We start from the raw sequence: 19,634 nt of genomic DNA, 5'->3' as shown, positions 1-19,634 counted from the left end.
ATCAACGCCAGGCGGTCAACACGCTCCCGATGAGGTCGAAAATCCCACCCTCGACATGGAGTCATCCTCCAAAGACGCGCCCGGTGCAACCGCTAAAAGCCCTTTGCAGATGCCGAAAGCCGCTTGGAAACAGATTCTTAGGCGCGTGTGGACGATGTGGGGATTCCACAATCTGTCGCTTTTGGGGGCAGGTGTGGCATTTTTCACCTTCCTTGCGCTTACTCCGCTGATAGCTGCGACCGTCATGGTTTACGGCCTGATCGGCAATGTCGATACCGTGCATGCCCAGATGCAGACGATCATCGAAGTGGTGCCCAGCGAAGTTGCCACGGTCATCGAAGATCAGCTTATGGGTGTCGTGACCGCAAATGCAGGCGTCACGGGGTTTGCCCTTGCGATTGCTCTGATATTTGCGATTTACGGCGGAATGCGTGCTGCCAACGGTCTTATCGGCGCGCTCAACATCATCAACGAAGAACATGAAACCCGCGGTTTCATTTCGCGGACCCTTCGCGCTGCCGCTCTGACACTGGCAGCAATCCTGGTGGCGTTGACCGGGTTGATCAGCAGCGGGATGTTCGCATGGCTGCAAACGCAGGCGGGCGGCCTGTTCGGCCCTGCCGCCGAATTCGCGATCAAATGCGTGACCTGGATCGCCTCGATACTGCTCGGAAGCGTAGGGTTCGCTCTGATCATGCGGTATGGGCCGGACCGCAAGCCTGCCCAATGGCGTTGGCTTGCTCCCGGTGCGATGCTTGCCACGGTGCTTTGGATAGCCGTCTCTTTCGGCTTTTCGTTCTACGTGGCTTATGTAAGCGACTACAACGCGACGTATGGGTCGCTGTCTGCCATCGTTGTGTTCCTTATGTGGCTGTTTCTGTCGGCTTACGGGGTCTTGGCGGGCGCCTTGCTGAATGCAGAAATCGAACGACAGACGGCAGTCGACAGCACGATAGGAACGCCGAAGCCTGCCGGCAGCCGCGGTGCGGTTCTCGCAGATGTGGCAGAGGGCGATCTCACGATCGCGCAGTGGATGGAAAAGGCCGAACGAAGAGCCGTGAACAGGCATCTCCAGACGAGCAGACTGAAGTCACTTGTGAAGTCGTCAGCCTAGCAAGCTTCGTATCGCAATCGAGCATGGCGGGTTACGATCATGCGTTAAACGAAGAAGGGCCCGGCATCGTGAGATGCCGGGCCCTTCCTTGTCAGGATTTATGCCGATTAGAATTCGGCGCGGACCGTGACGCCGTAGGTCCGCGGTTCGGCCAGGAAGGCCGAATAGGTCTGCTGTTCCGCAACGAACGGCGTATTGAAGGCGACCTGCGTGTAATCGGTGTCGAACAGGTTCTGCACCCAACCTTCGACCGAGAAGCTGCCGCCGATATTGGTCACGCCGATCCGTCCATTGACCACGACAAAGCCATCCTGCTCTTTGCCGTACAGTAGGTCCGACCCGGTGTTGTAATCGCTGGTCATACGGGCATTCACGAAGAAGAGGCCGCGCATGCCGCTATCACCGATGGGCGGGGTCCAGCTGAGTGACGACGTTGCCACGATTTCGGGAGCGTTGGACATATTGTCCCCCGGAAGCAGGCGCAGAGCCGGATCGAGCGGGGTTCCGTCCTCGTTGCCGATCAGATTGTTGGCAAAGCTGGTATCGGCGTAAGTGAGGCCAAGTGTTGCGGTGAGGTCGCGGACCGGAGACAGGTTCGCTTCGATCTCGACACCCTTGGCGACCACGCCGGGCTTGGTCCGATCACTAGCACATGCGCCAGTCGCCGCGCTGTTGTCACGATCTGCTCCGCCCAGATCGTCCTTACAGGCGTTGATGTTCTGCACGAGGAAGACGGAACCGTTGAACGTGTTCAGCTGGAAGTTCGTGAATTCCTGACGGAACGCAGCGACGCTGACGCCGAACTGGCGGGTCTGATACTTCGCACCGATTTCGAAGGCATCGACGGTTTCTTCCTCGAACTGCAAGTTCGTCGGATCCAGAGTGTTCACATTGAACGCTACCGGGGTCGTCAGCGCCGAGCGGTCGAGATTGAAGCCGCCAGCCTTGTAGCCGCGCGAGTAAGAACCGTAGAACAACAGGTCCGGGGTGGCCTTGTAGCTCAGGATCGCCGTGCCGGTGAATTGATCTTCGTCGCGAGTATCGGCGAGCGATATGCCGTCCAGTTCCGAAGTCGAATTGCCCTGACACGACAGCGAGATGATACCGCCTGCCAGGCCAGCCAAACTCGGGACCCCAAGCAGGGAGCCCAAAAGGGCGCGGTTCTGCGGGCAGATGACGTTGTCGTTGCCGAACGATGCGTTGAAGTCCTTCGTTTCATTTGTGTAACGAAGACCCAACGTCAGATCGAGCTTGTCGGTAATGTGGACGATATTGTGAGTGAAGAGCGCAAAGTTTTCGCTCTTCTGATTGTATACATCGCCCGTGCCACCGAGGTCGTTGATCTGGGCCAGATTGTCCAAGCCGGCAAAGATCAGCGGGGTTGCGGCACCAAAGGCGCCCGCACCGCCATTCGCGGCCAGCAGCGCTGCGCGTCCACCAGCGCTTAGGCATCCGGTGCTGAGTGGCGAGGCAAGCGCTGGATTGACAGCGTTCACGACGCGGCACGGAGCGAATGCTCCATATTGTGTGCCGAACCTCAGATTGTCGCGGGTCTCCAGCTTTTCATTGGCGTAGAAGCCGCCGACCAGCCAGTCGATGCGGTCATCGAGCAGCGAACCGTTGAACCGGAGCTCTTGCGTGAATGTCTTGAACTCGCGCGCACCGGCATTCGGCCCCGGAGCACGATACAGGATATCGACTTGGGTGTAGTCCGTGTCCGACCCCTGGAAGTTGGAATAGTCGCGATAGCCGGTGATCGACGTCATCGTGACGTTGCCGAAGTCCCAATTGACTTCGCCGGAGATACCGTAATCCTCGGTTTCCCCCTGATAGCTACGTCCCGGCGTGACGTAGATGTCGCGGTTGAACGTCGACTGGTTGAGCGCCCGCGGGTCCTGGCCGAGTGCCAACAACACCGGGATGATCGGATTGGCCGTGCTGGTCAGTGCAGGCGTCAGTGATCCGGGATAGTCGAACTTTGCATCGGCTGATGTCGGAGGCAGATCGTCCGACAGTCGTGCAAGCGGAGCGAAGCTGGGCTGCACGAAGGTAGCGGCGCAGCACGCCTCGTCCTTCTTCGAGTAATCACCGACGAGCCTGATGCTGAGATCCGACGTCGGCTCGAACAGCAACTGCCCGCGAATGAGGTAGCGATCGCGATCGTTCACTCTCGTGTCGTTGACGACATCGTTATAGAACCCGTCGCGCTGGAAATAGACACCGTCGATACGCGCCGCCACCGTTTCGCCTAAGGGCGCGTTGATGCCGCCTTCGACACGAATGGCATCGTAATTGCCGTAGGTGAAAGCGCCATAACCCGAAAAACCGTCCATCTCGGGTGGGGCGGTATAGATATTGATCAAACCGGCCGACGAGTTGCGGCCGCCGAGCGTGCCCTGAGGCCCGCGCAGGATTTCGACGCGATCGAGTGGTCCGAGTTCGGAGAGGGCATTACCCGAGCGTGAGCGATACACACCGTCGATGAACACCGCGACAGAGCTTTCGAGGCCAGGGTTGTCGCCAACCGTGCCGATGCCGCGGATACGGGCAGAGCCGTTGGATTCGTTACCGGTCGAAGAAATGAGCAGCGACGGCGCAACCTGGTTCATGTCGCGAATATCGGCGACACCGGATTTCTGCAGCGTTTCCGCGGTCACGGCCGAAACGGCCACCGGCACATCCGACAGGGTCTGGTCACGTCCCTGCGCGCGAACAATGATGACATTGCCGTCATCGACATCCGCGGCGGCGACAAGATCGGTATCCTGTTCCGTGGTCGCCGTGTCCTGGGCCGAAGCAGCGGATGGCGCAAAGGCCATCGCCCCCGCCAGTGCTCCGAGGGCGCATTGGTGGCGTAGATTGAATCTTTTCATCGGTTTCTCCTCTCCGTGCGGGCGCGCCTTATCCGGCGCATACCCTTGCCTCGAATCTCAAGGGAAAATGCTCATTTATGTCAAGGTGCAACGGTCCAACGTGCCGGATTGTTCGTCGAATTGCGTACCGCTGTTTCGAAATTGCCGCACTAAAGTAGCCTCAATCGAGCGATCCACCGTCCGCGGCCGTTTTGCGCAGATGCTCGCTGACCGGAAGGCCGTGTCTGTCCAGCCCCTCGACCACCGTTTCGAAACCGATGGTCTTCGCCCAGAACATCGGTCCACCCGTATAGAGCGGCCAGCCATAGCCGTTGATCCACACCACATCGATGTCGCTGGCGCGCTGAGCCATGCCTTCTTCGAGGATCTTCGCGCCTTCGTTGACCATGGGATAGAGCAGCCGCTCGCGGATTTCGTCCTTTGAAATCTCGCGCTGATCCTTGCCCTCCCTGGCAGCGAAATCGGCAATGATCTGCTTCACTTCGTCCGACGGCGTGCGGTTGCGCGCTTCGTCATAGTCGTAGAAGCCCTTGCCTGCCTTCTGCCCGAAGCGACCCGCAGCACACAGGGCTTCGCGCACGGTGGTCACCTTGCTCGGATCGCGGTGCCAGCCGATATCGATTCCGGCCAGATCGCCCATCTGGAACGGCCCCATCGGAAAGCCGAATTCCAGCAGAACGTCGTCGACGTCCCAGTAATTCGCGCCTTCCATGATCAGCGCATTGGCCTGTTCCTGGCGCTTGGAAAGCATGCGATTGCCGATAAAGCCGGGGCAGACGCCGGACACTGCGGCCACTTTCCCGATCTTCTTGGACAGCTTCATCACCGTCGCAAGCACATCGTCGCGCGTTTCCTTGCCGCGCACGACTTCCAGCAGCTTCATGACATTGGCTGGCGAGAAGAAGTGCAGGCCGACGACATAGCCGGGGCGCTTGGTGGCCGTGGCGATTTCGTCGATATCGAGATAGCTGGTGTTGGAGGCAAGGATCGCGCCGTCCTTCACCACGTCGTCGAGCTTGGCGAAGACCTTCTTCTTCACGTCCATATTCTCGTAGACGGCTTCGATCACGAGATCGCAATCGGCCAGATCGTCATAGGACAGCGTCGGAGTGAGCAGGCCCATGGCGGTATCGACCGCCTCCATCGTCATGCGGCCTTTCTTGGCGGTGTTCTCGTAATTCTTGCGCATGGTGCGCGTGCCGCGATCGAGCGCGTCTTCCGCCATTTCCAGGATCGTCACCGGAATGCCGGCCGACAGGAAATTCATCGTGATGCCGCCGCCCATCGTGCCGGCGCCGATGACGCCGACCTTCCTGATCGGGATCAGCGGCGTGTCCTTGGGCACATCGTCGATCTTGTTGGCAGCGCGTTCGGCGAAGAAATAATGGCGCATGGCCGCGCTCTGCGTGCCGCCCATCAGCTTGCCGAACAGTTCGCGTTCCTTCTTCACGCCGTCGGCGTAGGACAGTTCGCCCGCTGCCTTGACCGCCTCGATCGCGGCATTGGGCGCATCGAAACCGCGGATCTTGCGTCCTTGCGAGGCGCGGAAACGGTCGAACAGGTCCGGATCGCGAACGCCGTCTTCATTGGCCTTGCCTTCCGATGCGCGCGGGACCGGCTGGCCGATCTTCGATTTGGCAAAGGCGATGGCGTCTGCCTCGAGGCTGTCTTCGCCCACCAGCGCGTCGAGCAGTCCGATTGCTTCGGCCTTCTTCGCAGGGATCGGATTGCCGCCGACCACGAGGGGGAGGGCGGCCTCCGCCCCGACAAGGCGCGGCAGGCGCTGCGTGCCAGCGGCGCCCGGAATCAGTCCCAGCTTCACTTCGGGCAGGCCGAGCTTTGCCGAAGGCACGGCAACGCGGTAATGGCAGGCCAGCGCAACCTCGCAGCCGCCGCCCAGCGCCGTCCCATGGATGGCCGCGATGACGGGCTTGTCGCTCGCTTCCATCGCATCCAGCGTTTCCGGCAGATTGGGGCCGACCGGCGGCTTGCCGAACTCGGTGATATCGGCGCCGGCAAAGAAGGTCTGACCGTCGCAGCGGATCACGACGGCCTCGACACCGTCGTCTGCCAGCGCGTCTGCGATCGCATCCTTCAGCCCGGCACGCACTGCCTGGCCGAGTGCGTTGACCGGGGGATTGTCGGAAATGACGACAAGGACGTTATCGTGGCGTTCGGTGCGAATAGGGGAAGTCATGGACGGTCTCCATCGGCATAGCTGTCGGTTAGGGCGGAATAGATCAGCGTCTTCAATTGACGGCGGATCGGGTAGGTCGACGAAGGGTAAACCTGCGTCATGAACACCATGGTGATCCGTTCGACCGGATCGACGAAGAAGGCGGTCGAATAGGCGCCGCCCCAATAGAATTCGCCTTCGCTTGACGGCATTAGCGTCTTCGACGGGTCGATCACCATGGCAAAGCCAAGGCCGAAACCGGTTCCGGCATTGTTGGCTTCGGAAAACAGGCTGCTCGACATTTCGGTCAGGTCGGCATTGTTCGGCAAGTGGTTGGTACGCATCAACCGTATGGTTTTCGGGCTGACGATGCGTGCGCCGTCCAGTTCTCCGCCATTCAGCAGCATGGTCGAAAACCGGTGGTAATCGGCAATCGTCCCGATCAGCCCGCCACCGCCGCTGTCGAAGGCGCCCGGCTCGTTCAGTTTGCTGGTCGCGCCGGCATTGATCATCTTGGGGGCATGGCCCGGCTGGTAGGCATAGGCATCGACCAGCCGCTCGCTTTGTCCCTCGGCCACGCCGAAATGGGTGTCTGTCATCCCCAGCGGTGCGAAGATGTGCCTTTCGAAATAATCGCCAAGCCGCATTCCGCTGATCCGTTCGACGGCAACGCCCAGCACATCGGTGGAAACCGAATAATTCCAGCCGGTCCCCGGTGCGAACTCCAGCGGCAGCTTGGACAGCTTCTCGATAAAGGCATCGCTATCGAGGTGATCCCGGGCGAAATCGAAATTGTTCTCGCGATAGGCCGCATCGATATTGTTGCGGTTCTGCAGTCCGTAGGTGAGGCCGGACATGTGCGTCAGCAGGTCGACGAAACGCATCGCGCTGGCGGGCTTTCCGGGCGCAAACGGGATCGCCCCACCGCCGCCGGCATAGACCTTCAGGTCGGCAAATTCGGGGAAGATGCGCGCAACCGGTTCTTCCAGCGCAACCTCGCACTGCTCGACCAGCTGCATGAAAGCGATCGATGTGACGGGCTTGGTCATGCTGGCGATACGGAACAGGGCGTCATCGCGCAGTTCGCGCTTGTCGTCTCCCATCGAACCTAGCTTGGTGTAATGTACGGGCTGTCCGTCCCGCGCGATGACCAGCTGGGCATTGGGCAACCGCCCGCTGTCGATATAAGTCTTGGCAAGGAAGGGTGCGATTCGCGCCAGTCGCTCGTTATCGAATCCCAGTGTTCCGGCGTCTGCCAGCTCGAACATTCCTGTCTCCTCTCCGCGCATACCTATGCTTCGGTTTTGTACGAATAGCGAATTCATCTGTTCTTGCCACCCTCATACCTCAACTTCGAACACGGCTTGCGTGTCGGGGTTGGACGGGTGTAGCTTGTGCATTGGAGAGAGAGTCGCCCGACAGAGGCGACAGCAAGAGGGGATTGGGATGAGCGAGCTTGCGCGCGCAATGGCGATCGTGTGGCCTTTTGGCTGGCGGGCAGGGACCGGCAACGCTCACCGATTGCGACTTTCCGATGGCAAGCAACACCGGTGCAACAGCCTCCCGACATCCCCGGGAAATAGGGTGCTCGGCATCGCCATGCGCATCTTCGTCTCATGAGCCGCGCACCCAACACCCGCAAGTTCGGGGAAAAACGCGATGCCATCGTCAATGCGGCGTCGATCCTGATCAATGATGCGGGCGTGCAGGCAACGACGCTTGCGGATGTTGCACAGGCCATCGGGCTGAATGCGACCAGCGTGACCTATTATTTTCCCCGCAAGGAACAGCTCGTCGTCGCGGTCTATGACGAAACGCTCACCCTGATGGAACGGATGGCGGCAGAGGCGCTGGAACAGGACAATCCGGCGGCTCGGCTGCGCCATTTCATCGCCGCCCATGTCACCCTTCGCAAACGCATCCGCGCGGGCGAACGAGGACTGACCACTGCATTGTCCGAAATCCGCACGCTCGACAGGGCGGCCTATGACGCGCTGATGGCTCATTACCTGCGGGTTGTGGACCTGGTACGGCGGTTCTTTGGCGATTGGGCTGACCGGGAAGAACGGGCGTTGTTTTCGGCGCGCGCCCATATCCTTCTCGAAGCGATGATGTGGTGGCCGGTCTGGTCGCTGCGCTATTCCGTTCTGGACTTTTCACGGATCGAGGATCGCCTGTTCGATATCCTCGCTTACGGTCTGCCCACGACGCGCGGACTGGTCGATCCCCAGCAACTCGTCGGCAATTGGCGCACGTCGGATGATGAACAGGCCGGGCAGAACGAAGCGTTTCTGCGGGCCGCTACGGTGACGATCAACGAGCGCGGCTATCGCGGCGCGTCCGTCAGTCGCATTGCCGAAAGCCTCAATGTGACCAAGGGCAGCTTCTATCACCATCACGAGGCGAAGGACGATCTGGTACTCGCCTGCTTCCAGCAGAGCTACGATCGCCTGTCGGCCGTCCAGATCGCCGGGCGCGACATCGAGACTGATTACTGGACCCGATTGTCGAGTGTCCTTGCCGAACTGATCGATCTGCAGTTTTTCGATGGTACGCCGCTATTGCGCACCACGGCGCTTCAGGCGCTCGATGCCGAACATAAGGAAGATGTCGTTACGCGGTCCAATCGGCTGGCACGCCGCTTCGCGGGCATGCTGATCGATGGGGTCGCGGATGGCTCGGTCCGCGCGATAGATCCGCTCGTGGCCGGGCAGGTGCTGATGTCCACGGTCAACTCGGCCTATGATGCACGGCATTGGGCGGCACGTTTCGATAAAAGCGAAGATGCGGTGAAGACCTATCTGTCGGTCATGGCGCAGGGGATGATCACGGCGCCTGCGTAAAGGTCGGCCGGTACGCCGTGTCCCGTCGAGGCCGAACGAAGATATCGCCCGTTCTTAAAGGAAGAGGCGCCCGCGATATGCGCAATATCGCGGGCGCCTCTTTTGTCGTCAGTACTTGCTCAACCGGGCAAAGCGATCCCGGAGATAGCTCGATGAACCCCAGGAGGATTCAAGCACTCGGGCACGCTTCAGGTAGAAGCCGACATCATATTCGTCGGTCATCCCGATGCCGCCGTGCAACTGGATGCCCTGATTGCTGATGAGATGCAGAACACGGTTGGCTTCCGCCTTGGCGACGGTCGCGGCCTGCCCCACACCGAACCCGCTGTCGATCGCCTGAAGGCCGCCTTCGACGGCCGAACGCATCTGCGCAAGGTCGGCGAACAGATCGGCCATGCGATGCTGCAGCGCCTGGAAGGTCGCAAGGACCTGGCTGAACTGTACCCGCTGCTTCAGGTAGTCGAGCGTCGTGTCGAACACGGCCTGCGCCATGCCGAGCATTTCGGCAGCCGTCAGTACGCGTGCACGATCGAGTACGTCCTCCAGCAGGCTGTCGCCGCCGCCTTCGAGCTTTTCCGCCGCTGCGCCATCGAACGCGATATCGGCATGATTGCGCTGGTCGGTCAGCTTGCGAGTGGTCAGCGAAACTCCGTCACCATTTTCGACCAGATAGAGGCCGTCCTTGGCCGCGACCACGAACAGGTCGGCGCCATGCGCTTCATGGACGAAGGCCTTCTTGCCGGTCATCTTTCCGCCGGACACGCTGGTTTCGATACTGGAAGGATCGTGACGGGCGCTTTCGTCCACCGCCAGGGTTGCAACGGCTTCGCCGCTGGCCAGCTTCGGCAGCCACTTTGCCTTCTGCTCGTCGCTGCCGCCAAGTATGATGGCGCTGGCAGCGATAGTCGTGGCGATCAGGGGGCTCGCGGTCAGCGTCTTGCCGAGCTCTTCGATAACCAGTCCAGCCGACATGAAGCCGAAGTCGGACCCGCCATGCTCTTCCGGAATGATGACCCCGGCCCAACCCATTTGCGCCATCGTCGCATAGGCATCGGCATTATAGGCCTGCGGCTCGCCGCTGGTGCGCACCTTGCGGAATTCGGCTACGGGGCTTTCGTTCTTTGCCCAGTCGCGCGCCATATCGCGCAGCATTTCCTGTTCTTCGTTGAGAACTGCCATTGTCTGTGTGCTCCCCTCTTACTGGTGGTCGAGCATGCCAAGCACGCGCTTGGCGATGATGTTGTTCTGGATCTCGGTCGACCCGCCATAGATTGTGGTTGCCTTGCCGAAGAGCCAGCCGCGCACGGATTCCAGTTCGCTGTCGGAAAACTCGTCGCCTTCCCAGCCCAGGCCCTGAAGGCCGCGAATCTCGATCAGGAGCTCCGCGCGTTCCTGCCCCAGCGTCGTGCCAACCTTCTTGAGGACGGAACTGATCTCGGAAACGCCGCCTTGCGCCTTGCTTTCGTCGACTGCGCGGCGCGCTGTCAGCAGGAAGCTCGACCAGCGGATTTCGAAATTCGCGATCTTGTCCCGCAGGATCGGGTCGGCCAGCGATCCGTCCTCATTGGTTTCGCAATATTTCTTGGCGATGTTCGACAGGCTGGCACCCATCATCCGGGCCATGCTGCCGCCGCCCGAAAGATTGGTCCGTTCGTGCTGGAGCAGGCGTTTGCCGATGGTCCAGCCCTGGCCTTCTTCGCCCACCAGGTTTTCCTTCGGCACCTTGACGTCGGTAAAGAAGGTTTCGCAGAACGGGCTCATCCCGCTGATCATGGTGATCGGGCGCACTTCCACGCCCGGCGTGTCCATGTCGATCAGCATGAAGCTGATGCCCTTGTGCTTGTCGCTCTTGTCGGTCCGCACGATGGCGAAGCACTTGTCGGCCCACTGGCCGCCGCTGGTCCAGGTTTTCTGGCCATTGACGAGATAGTGGTCGCCCTTGTCCTCGGCAAAGGTCTGCAGATTGGCAAGGTCAGACCCGGCATTGGGTTCGGAATAGCCTTGGCACCAGCGGATTTCGCCGCGGCAGATGGGTGGGATATGCTCCTGCTTCTGCTCTTCGCTGCCATATTCTAGGAGCGTCGGGCCAAACATCATCACGCCCATGCCCCCGATCGGGTTGTAGGCGCCGGCTTTGGCAAATTCCTGCTCGACGATGCGTGCTTCGGCCTTGTTCAGTCCGCCGCCGCCATACTGCTTGGGCCAAGTCGGTGTGCCCCAGCCGCGTTCGCCCACGGCTTCGCGCCATGCCTTCTGCGCCGGAGTCTCCTTGCTGGGTCCTTCCACGCCGGCAAGGGCATTGCCCCTGTTCTTCAGTTCCTCGGGAAAATTCGCGGCGATGAATTCCTGCACTTCGGTGCGAAACGCATTCTCATCGGCGCGGGCGTCGGGTTCAAGCTGTGTTGCCATAGGCCTCTCCTCTAATTCCTGTCCTTCTATCGGGCTCTTCGGCCCGCGGCCACGATCCATTCTGCTGGATGCTTTGTGGCCTCTACTCATAGTCTTGCGGGTTAACCTAAAAGCAGCTGCCGGTTGGATACCCTATATTCAAAAAGTTTTTCGACCCTAACCGAGATTCCCTGATGGATCCAAATTTCCACCGCGTTTATTCGAGCGTGGATTGTCCTTTCAGTCGGAATCGCAAGTCGACGAGGCGGTAACATACCGCATAATCGAATGCGGGCAAGCGCAACCATGTGGACGTTACGGCATGGCGCTTCACCCTTGACGCGGGCCCCTCCTTTCGCCTCAAGCATGTACATGATCAACTTACCCACCCTCCGCATGCGCAGCTGGCTCTTCGCGCCCGGCGATAGCGACAAGAAGATGAACAAGGCCGCCGACGGCGAGGCCGACATCGTCATCCTGGACCTTGAGGATGCCGTCGTCGAAAGCGGCAAGGCCGATGCCCGCAATGCGATCGCGGAACTTCTGCGCAGCAAGGACGAGGCACAACGCGCTCGCCTGTGGGTTCGCGTCAACCCGCTCGACGGCAAGTGGACGGCCGACGATCTGGCCATCGTCATGCCCGCGCGGCCCGGCGGCATTATGCTCCCCAAGTCGCGCGGCCGCGCTGATGTCGAGGAACTGGACCGCCAGATGACGGCGCTGGAAGTGGAAAACGGAATAGAACCCGGCTCTACCCCGGTCATCGCATTGGTAACCGAAACCGCGGCAGCGATGTTCACCACGGGCGATTATGCCGGGGCGCCGCGCCTGGTGGGGATGACCTGGGGTGCGGAGGACCTTGCCGATTCTCTCGGGGCGCAGAGCAACAAGGATTTCGAAGGCGAATTCGCGTTCACATACAAACTCGCCCGGAGCCTGTGCCTGCTCGGGGCAGCGGCTGCTGAAGTCGTGCCAGTCGAGACGATCGACACCAATTTCCGCGATCTCGAGGGTCTCCGAAAGCGTGCGATCGAGGTTCGACGTCAGGGCTATCGTGGCATGCTGGCAATTCATCCCGCCCAGGTGCCGGTCATCAACGAAGCTTTCACGCCGAGCGAGGAAGAGGTCGCCGAGGCGCGCGAGATCGTTGCCCTTTTCGAAGACAATCCGGGCGCGGGAGCGATCGGCTGGAGAGGCGGGATGCTTGATCGTCCGCATCTGTCCCGCGCGCGCCAACTGCTTGCGCAGGTCGAAGACTAGGTCGAAATCTTCGCGACTTCGGCCAGTACCTGTTCGGCCCATTCAGCCCGGCAGATCAGCAGGTCCGGCATATAGGTATCGGCATTGTTGTACACGAGCCGGCTGCCATCGATGCGGCTCGCATGAAGGCCATGGGCCAGTGCAACAGCAGCGGGGGCCGCGCTGTCCCATTCGTACTGGCCGCCTGTGTGGAGATAGATTTCCGCCTCGCCGCGAACCACGGCCATGGACTTGGCGCCGGCGCTACCCATTCCAATAAGTTCCGCTCCGATTGTATCGGATACCGCAACCGCTTCAGCGGCCGGCCGTGTGCGGCTGACCACCATGCGGGGCCTTTGGGGAAGGGCGGGTAGTGCAATGGGAGCATCGCTGCGCAAAACGATGCCAAGGCCCGGTAATGCAACCGCGCCTGTCTCCGGCCTGCCGTTTACGCATAATGCGACGTGGACCGCCCAATCGGTTCGGGCTTCGCCAAATTCCCGTGTGCCGTCGACCGGATCGACGATCCAGACCCTGTCCTTGGAAAGCCGCTCGTCAGTGTCCCTGCTTTCTTCAGAAAGCAGCCCGTCGTCGGGTCGCTGTTCGCGAAGGGCACTGACGAGAAACTGATTTGCGGTCTGATCGCCAGCCTTGCCCAGCGCCTTGCCGGTAAACATCCCGCTATCGCGAACTTCGATCAATATGTTGCCCGCGATTTTGGCGAGATGGGCAGCCAATTCTGCGTCAGTCATTTCGTAAACGCCCCCGCGTCACCGCATGTCGGGAACGCATGGCAGAACTGCGTCGATTTGCGAACCCCAAAGAGTTGCGCCCCCCCTCCCTGTCACGCTGTTGCGGGTTTTCGCGCGAAGAGTCCGAAGCTGGCGATGATGGCGTAGCAGATGGCGGGGAGGGTGAGGGCGAGGGGGAGGCTGCCGGTGGTATCGGCGAGGACGCCGAACAGCAGCGGGACGACCGCGCCGCCGAAGATCGCGACATTGATGATGCCCGATCCGTCCGCCGCGCGCGAGCCGAGCTTCTCGCAGGCGAGCGAGAAGATCGTGGGGAACATGATCGAGTTCATCAGGCCCACGGCAAGCAGGCTATAGGCGGCCAGCGTACCGGAGCTGTTGGCGCTGATCAGGATCAGCAGGATCGAACCGGTCGCGTTGAAGGCGAGGATCTTGCCGGGCGAGAAGAGGCGCAGGAAGTAGGAGCCGATGAACCGGCCCACCATCGCACCGCCCCAGTAGAGGCTGATCATCCAGCCGATCACGCTTTCCGGCTGGCCCAGCACGCGGTCTTCGGCAAGGTAGTTGATGATGATCGATCCGATCGACACTTCCGCGCCGACATAGAGGAAGATGCACAGCGCGCCGAAGCCGAACCGGCTGCGCTTCAGCAGGTCGAGCCCGGCAAAGCCGCTCGATGCCTCGTGCTTTTCGCCCTGCAGGCGATTGCGGAACAGCCAGACGGCCAGCGCGACCAGCGCGATGAGGGCGGCAACGCCCAGATAACCCTGCCAGATCGCTTCGCTTTCCGCCTGGCGATAGGCGGTAAGCTCGGCGCCCGAGAGCTGATCGGCAGTGATATTGGCCAGGCTGCCCAGAATGACGACCGAGCCGATCAGCGGGAAGACCCAGGTGCCCAGCGAGTTGAAGGCCTGGGCAAAGGTGAGGCGGCTGTGGGCCGTGCTTTGCGGCCCCAGCAGCGAGATCAGCGGATTGGCGACGACCTGGACGATCACCACGCCGCTGGCGAGGACGAACAGGGCAAGCAGGAACACCCAGTAGGTGGCGTTCTGGCTGGCGGGAATGAACATCAGGCAGCCGACCATCATGGTCAAAAGGCCGGCCACTGCGCCGCGCATGTAGCCCAGCTTCTTGACCAGCTTGGCCCCCGGGATGCCGATCACGAGATAGGCGGCGAAGAAGCAGAACTGCACCAGCATGGCCTGCGTGTAGTTGAGCGTGAACAGCTCCTTCAGCTTGGGGATGATGACATCGTTCAGGGACGTGATGCCGCCGAAGATGAAGAACAGGCCGAAGACGAAATAGTTGAGACCCGGCGCCTTGATCCCTTCGCCATCCTCGACAACTGCCGCAGGATCCGTGCGCGCTGCAACATCAGGGGCCAGTGCCATCTCTACATTCCTCCCAGGTGTCGGGGCTCAATGACGCCCGACATTGATCTTATCTTTGCGCTGTTTGCCAGTCTTTCGGCACTACACAAAGTGAATACGATTTCGTTTCCTCAAAACGAGCAAGGGGTGCCTTCTGCGACATCTTCACGCGTGATGCTCGAGATACGGAACGTAATGTCGCCTTCGGTCTCAAAACGGATGCGATTGCCGAGGCCCGGCGCGCAGGCATCGGTAATCAACATCTCGCGCCACCCCTTGCCCAGTGCGAGAGCGAAATGGTCAGTCAGGTTCACCACCGCATCTTCACCCACGCGCAGGGCGACCGGTGCGGCCGGGCGTGTGACGACCTCGTAAGCAATGCGATAGGCCCCGCCGCTGTCGCGATCCTGCCTGAGACCGAAGCGCGAGCCGGCACGCATATAAACTTCCCGCGCATCTTCCTGGGCATCACGGTCATATCCGCGCACCGTCACTCCAGCGTCTGTCAGGTCTCCGCGCATCTGGGCGAGATATTCGCCTTCGCCTTCGACATTGGGCTTGACCGCAAAGGCAAATGTGCCGTCGGCCAGCCGCCCTGCTTCGAACAATGCACGCGTCGGCCCGGCCAGAAGAGGCGCGCAATCTTCATCGAGCTGTGCGGTGGGAGAGGTGTCGGTAAGAGCACGACCATAGCCCACCGGGAATAGCGCACCATCAGGACCGTTGAGTGGCCCGAAGTCACAGGTCGCAGGCCAGCTGAAGCCCAGCTTGCCTGTAGCAGGTGTCGCGCCTGTCAGAACATCGGCAACACCTGCGCCTTCGCTCCCCGGCAACCAAGATGCGACGAAAGCGTCAGCCGCATTCATTTCGCGGTTTACCCACATCGGACGGCCGGAAAGGAACACGGCCACCGTAGGCACGCCTTCCGCCTTGAACTTACGCAGCAGACCTAGGCCTTCCTCATCCGTGAAGCCGAGGTGTTTGCGGTCCCCTGCAAATTCGGCGTAAGGTTCCTCGCCGAAGACCACGACAGCGGCATCAGGCTTGGAGGAATACTGGCCGTCCGGCGATAACGTGGCGCTGCCGCCACCTTCCTTCAAGGCCGTTTCCAGGCCCTTCCAGATCGAAGTGGCGCCGGGGAAATAGCTATTGTCGAGATCGCCGCCGCCCTGCCAGGTGAGCGTCCAACCGCCTGAAGCCTGAGCGATATCGTCTGCCGCGCTGCCCGCGACCAGAATGTTCGCGCCCTTCTTGAGCGGCAGGATGCCGTTGTTTTTCAGCAGGACCTGCGACTTCGCGACGGCTTCGCGGGCGATTGCACGATGATCGGCAGAGCCAAGCAGAGCATAATCGCCGGCATTTGGCCGCTTGGACGGCTGAACCATGTCCCCAAGCAGACCTGCCCGCATTTTAACACGCAGGATGCGGGTAACCGCCTCGTCAAGCCGGGCCATCGGGATCGTGCCGTCCTTGACCTGCGCTACAGTGGTTTCGAGCAGGCCCTTCCAGTCGTCGGGAACCATGTAGATGTCGAGACCGGCCAGCAGCGATTGCGGGCAATCGGTGTTGGTGCAACCCGCGACCTGGCCGTGGCCATTCCAATCGCCGACGACGAGCCCATCGAAGCCGAGTTCGCCGCGCAGGACATCGGTCAGCAGCGACTTGTTGCCATGCATCTTTTCGCCGTTGATCGAATTGAAGCTGGCCATGATCGTTTCCACACCGGCAGCGATGGCTGCCGGGTAGGGCGCGGCGTGGACCGCCTTCAACGCTTCGATATCGCCGGTGACTTCACCCTGATCCACGCCCTGATCGGTGCCGCCATCGCCGAAAAAATGTTTCGCTGTGGCAATCACGTGCCCCGCGCCGAGACGGTTCGGGTCGCCCTTGCGACCCTGGAGGCCTTCGACCAGCGCTGCGCCCAGGGGCGCGACGATTGCCGGATCCTCGGAGTAGCTTTCGTAGGTGCGACCCCACCGGTCATCCTGAGCGACGGCGATCGTGGGAGAGAAGTTCCAGTCGATCCCGGTGACCTCGATTTCCACTGCGGTCGCTTCGCCGACGCGGCGAACGAGGTCGGCATCGCGCGTGGCGCCGAGCGCAATGTTGTGAGGGAAGATCGTGGCGCGGATTATATTGGTATGGCCATGAACGGCATCGGTGCCCCACATGGTCGGAATGACAGGTTCGCCGCCTGGCATCGGTTCGACGGAGGCAAGATACATCTCGTCAGCGAGTTTGAGCCATTCACTCGCTTCGGCATATTCGTTGCCATACGGCCCGCCATTGCCGCCATTCAGATAGCTGCCGAACCGATAGCGACGCATGTCTTCTGCGGTAAAACTGTTGATCTGGGGTTGTATCAGCTGCGCAACCTTGCGTTCGACGCTCATTCGCGAAATCAGGTCGGCTATGCGGGCATCTTCGCTCGTGTCGGTGGCTTGAGCCACCGGAAGATTTTCAACACCGGATTGCGGCACGGTGCATCCAGCCAGAGCAACACAGGCAGCGGAGGCCCACAAGAACGCTTTCATACTCTATCCCCTCGCGATCCCGATTTGATTGGGAACGTTATCAATTGAGGAACTGGCACGGGCGGAATGCCAGGTCAAGCGGCTAGGCGCGGGGAAGAGTGATCAACAGGACGCAGGCGATCATACAGAGCGCTGCAAGCAGCATGAAGAGAGCCGCGAAGCCGAACACCGGTACGAGAGCAAGAGTGAGCCAGGGCATTATCAGGGATGGCACGGTGTTGGTCAGATTGAACAGGCCCAGATCCCTTCCGCGGGTTCGCGGTCTGGGAAGTACTCGCAGCGTCTGGCTGGAATGGAGAGCAAGGAAGATGCTGGTCGAGAGGCCGAATACGACATAGCCGACGACCGCTACGGCCATGCTGTCGGAAAAGGCCATGATCAGGAGGCCGACGCTCCCTACGCCGGACCCGAGGACCAGGGGCAAGATCGGCCGCTGACTACGATCGGACCAGCGACCCACAAACATCGCAAGCGGCACCGATATACCGAGGACGAGGCTGAAAATCGTGGCCGTGTCATTGTCGGTAGTCGTCTCATCAATGGCGATGAACCAGAACAGCAGAAACGCAAAGAGAGCCGCCTCGGCAATCTGCACCAGCAGGCGGGCCAGCCACATGCGGGCGACGGTAGTGTGCGGCTGCGAGGCGACTGCCTCCTCTGTCTCCGGCTTCTCCATGAGCTGCGGCATGGGGAAGGGGCGGGCAAAGAGAAGAGCTGGGCCGACCATAAGTGCAACGAGAACTGCGACCAGCACCAGGCGGGTATCCTGCGCAGCCAGGCCGGGAACTGTCACCAATGCACCGGACAATGCCCCCAGGGCCGGTGACAGGGCGAGCAGACCCCCAAGCAACCCCTTCTGATGGTCGGGAACGCAGTCTCCGGCCCATGCGGCAAGGGGGGCGAGCATCATGTTCAATGCGCATTGCCAAATGACGATCATTGCCACGAGTGCTGGCACGGTTTGCACGAATTGCATCGAAACCAGCAGGAGCGAGGACAAGACGAGTCCGCCGGCTATCCACGGGCGGCGCACCCCGGTCCGATCACTGATCCAGCCGAAGGCGATGTTGGTGATGCTCGCCGCGATCGCCCCAGAAAAGGCGGCGTAGGCAAGCGATTGTATCTCCTGGCCTTCGGCAATGTCGTTCATTCGCAGGGGGAGCATGATGGTCAGAAAGGGCACATAGGCCACAGCTCCGCCAGCGGCTGCCAAGGCATAAAGCCAAAGGAAGCGAGTTGGCTGTCCCTGTTTGAAATCTTCAGGCACGAGCACCTGCAGCCACGCGCGCAGTAGAGCCGCGCACGACCAGTTCGCCCTCGAGGACAACCGGTTCGGAGGGATGGCCATTTTTCTTAGCGTCGATCAACAGTTCGACCGCTCGCGCTGCGGTGGCCGAAATCGGCTGATCCAGCGCCGTCAGCGGTGGGTTGCTGAACCGAACGATCGGCGTGTTGTCGAAGCTTATGACGGAAAGATCTTTTGGCACGTTGAGCCCGCGTTCCTTTGCGGCTTCGAGTGTGGCCAGAGCCATCTGATCGCTACTGGCGATAATTGCCGTCGGCCTGATATCCCCATCGAGCAGGGCGCGCGCCGCGGCAAGTCCGCTCTCGAAACCGAAATCCCCTCGTTCGAGAAGGCCGTCGCAATCGAATTCGGCATTGGCCATGGCCTCGCGCCAGCCATCGACACGCCAGCTCGTCAGGCTGTATTCGGCGGGTCCGGAAATAAAGCCGATGCGCGTATGACCGAGTTCGATCAGGTGGTCGGTCGCCTTGCCGGCCAGCAGATCGTCGCCCATGGTCATGGCGATGCCGGGGCCAGCCTCCTTGGAGCCGATCCGGGCGAAGGGGATACCGCTTTCCGCCAGCAAGCCTGTGATCTGCGCGTTTTCCGAGTGCGGCGGCGTCACTATCACCCCGTCCGGCTGCAGGGCGGCGATGGCCGCGCCAAGTTCGCGTTCGACATGGTCGCTATGCGTATCAACCAGTTCGAAAATCATCCGATAGCCGAGCTCTGCAGCAGTCAGCATGCCGCCTAACAGCATCTGGTCCACCCAGTCCCGCCCATCACGCGCTTTCCAGTCCGCAATGGTGCGGTCGCGGTCGTTGATGGCCAGGATCAGATAGGAACGCGACCCGCTCATTCGCTGGGCGGCGATCGACGGAACATAGCCGAGCTTTTCGATACTGGCCTGAACCTTTGCCTTCATGGCAGGCCGAACATTTGGCTCGTTATTGATGACGCGACTGACCGTCTGCAGGGACACTCCTGCATCCGCTGCAACGTGCTTGATGGTGACTGATTGACGCCGCCGGCCCATGTTATCGGTAACCCCTCGAGTATT

13 protein-coding genes are annotated in these 19,634 nt (G+C 60.9%); 3 read left to right on the top strand and 10 right to left on the bottom strand.

Annotation, left to right across the window (positions count from 1 at the left end):
* Positions 1-55 precede the first annotated feature (55 nt).
* A complete protein-coding gene (locus KYK83_RS08590; protein ID WP_222827997.1) occupies positions 56-1,114 on the top strand; it encodes a YihY/virulence factor BrkB family protein in 1,059 nt (352 codons plus the stop codon).
* Positions 1,115-1,221: 107 nt separating this feature from the next.
* Here KYK83_RS08590 and KYK83_RS08585 read toward each other — a convergent pair whose 3' ends face one another.
* From KYK83_RS08585 to KYK83_RS08575, 3 genes are all read right to left on the bottom strand, one after another.
* Positions 1,222-3,987: a TonB-dependent receptor gene (locus tag KYK83_RS08585; RefSeq protein ID WP_222827922.1), complete on the bottom strand. Its 2,766-nt coding sequence runs from the start codon at positions 3,985-3,987 to the stop codon at positions 1,222-1,224.
* A gap of 160 nt (positions 3,988-4,147) precedes the next feature.
* Positions 4,148-6,184 carry a 3-hydroxyacyl-CoA dehydrogenase NAD-binding domain-containing protein gene (locus KYK83_RS08580; RefSeq protein ID WP_222827921.1) on the bottom strand — a complete coding sequence of 679 codons (2,037 nt, stop codon included), beginning with the start codon at positions 6,182-6,184 and terminating at the stop codon, positions 4,148-4,150.
* A complete protein-coding gene (locus KYK83_RS08575) occupies positions 6,181-7,431 on the bottom strand; it encodes a serine hydrolase domain-containing protein (protein ID WP_222827920.1) in 1,251 nt (416 codons plus the stop codon). The genes KYK83_RS08580 and KYK83_RS08575 overlap by 4 nt, the downstream gene beginning before the upstream one ends.
* Before the next feature lie 348 nt (positions 7,432-7,779).
* Here KYK83_RS08575 and KYK83_RS08570 point away from each other — a divergent pair, with 348 nt between their 5' ends.
* Positions 7,780-9,006: a TetR/AcrR family transcriptional regulator gene (locus tag KYK83_RS08570; RefSeq protein WP_222827919.1), complete on the top strand. Its 1,227-nt coding sequence runs from the start codon at positions 7,780-7,782 to the stop codon at positions 9,004-9,006.
* A gap of 108 nt (positions 9,007-9,114) precedes the next feature.
* On the opposite strand, the gene KYK83_RS08565 is transcribed toward KYK83_RS08570, so the two are convergent.
* Together KYK83_RS08565 and KYK83_RS08560 are read right to left on the bottom strand one after the other, a co-directional pair.
* Complete coding sequence (locus KYK83_RS08565; protein WP_222827918.1) at positions 9,115-10,185, bottom strand: acyl-CoA dehydrogenase family protein; 1,071 nt, start codon at positions 10,183-10,185, stop codon at positions 9,115-9,117.
* 18 nt (positions 10,186-10,203) lie between these two features.
* Positions 10,204-11,415 (bottom strand): acyl-CoA dehydrogenase family protein, encoded by a 1,212-nt coding sequence (locus tag KYK83_RS08560; protein ID WP_103024142.1) that lies wholly within the window; start codon positions 11,413-11,415, stop codon positions 10,204-10,206.
* A gap of 345 nt (positions 11,416-11,760) precedes the next feature.
* Between KYK83_RS08560 and KYK83_RS08555 the strand changes: the two genes are divergently transcribed.
* Positions 11,761-12,654, top strand: a complete 894-nt coding sequence (locus KYK83_RS08555) for an HpcH/HpaI aldolase/citrate lyase family protein (protein WP_173830052.1) — start codon at positions 11,761-11,763, stop codon at positions 12,652-12,654.
* Here KYK83_RS08555 and KYK83_RS08550 read toward each other — a convergent pair.
* The 5 genes from KYK83_RS08550 to KYK83_RS08530 all read right to left on the bottom strand — a co-directional run bounded on the left by KYK83_RS08550 (position 12,651) and on the right by KYK83_RS08530 (position 19,610).
* Positions 12,651-13,385 (bottom strand): 3'(2'),5'-bisphosphate nucleotidase CysQ, encoded by a 735-nt coding sequence (locus KYK83_RS08550; RefSeq protein WP_222827917.1) that lies wholly within the window; start codon positions 13,383-13,385, stop codon positions 12,651-12,653. The genes KYK83_RS08555 and KYK83_RS08550 overlap by 4 nt on opposite strands.
* Positions 13,386-13,477: 92 nt before the next feature.
* Positions 13,478-14,776, bottom strand: coding sequence for a sugar MFS transporter (locus KYK83_RS08545; protein WP_222827916.1), 1,299 nt, complete (start codon positions 14,774-14,776; stop codon positions 13,478-13,480).
* A gap of 110 nt (positions 14,777-14,886) precedes the next feature.
* Positions 14,887-17,289: a glycoside hydrolase family 3 protein gene (locus KYK83_RS08540; RefSeq protein ID WP_222827915.1), complete on the bottom strand. Its 2,403-nt coding sequence runs from the start codon at positions 17,287-17,289 to the stop codon at positions 14,887-14,889.
* Between the two features lie 82 nt (positions 17,290-17,371).
* Positions 17,372-18,556 (bottom strand): MFS transporter, encoded by a 1,185-nt coding sequence (locus tag KYK83_RS08535; RefSeq protein ID WP_346729441.1) that lies wholly within the window; start codon positions 18,554-18,556, stop codon positions 17,372-17,374.
* Complete coding sequence (locus KYK83_RS08530; RefSeq protein WP_222827913.1) at positions 18,549-19,610, bottom strand: LacI family DNA-binding transcriptional regulator; 1,062 nt, start codon at positions 19,608-19,610, stop codon at positions 18,549-18,551. The genes KYK83_RS08535 and KYK83_RS08530 overlap by 8 nt, the downstream gene beginning before the upstream one ends.
* Positions 19,611-19,634 lie beyond the last annotated feature (24 nt).

The organism is Qipengyuania pacifica (genome assembly GCF_019857205.1).
GTDB lineage: Bacteria > Pseudomonadota > Alphaproteobacteria > Sphingomonadales > Sphingomonadaceae > Qipengyuania > Qipengyuania pacifica.
This window is presented reverse-complemented; position numbering and strand designations above follow the sequence as displayed.